This is a genomic window from Neisseria sp. P0001.S005, assembly GCF_051963715.1.
In genome coordinates, this window is sequence record NZ_JBQCTZ010000933.1 from 1 (window position 1) to 296 (window position 296).

A 296-nucleotide genomic window follows, 5' to 3' on the forward strand; every position below is an offset into this window, starting at 1 on the left:
GAAGTGATGAAGTACACCAGCACATACACAACCATATCGGCGACGGTCATCACGACATCGCGCAGCGCCAGCGCGGTTTGCATCACTTTGGCGGACACGCGTCCTGCAAATTCGTCCTGATAAAAGCCCAGGCTTTGACCCAGCATCAGGCGGTGGAAATTCCAGCGCAGGCGCATGGGGAACACGCCTTGCAGGGTTTGCAGGCGTACATTGGAAGCGAAAAAGGTCCAAACGGCAAAAAATGCCACCATGGCCATCATGCCGATTAATGCATGGCCTTTTTCAACAAAAAGCGT

General features: G+C 53.4%; 1 pseudogene. It reads right to left on the bottom strand.

The window, feature by feature from the left end:
- A pseudogene (locus ACTHSP_RS23560) lies at nucleotides 1-296 on the bottom strand (multidrug ABC transporter ATP-binding protein); the annotation flags it as partial.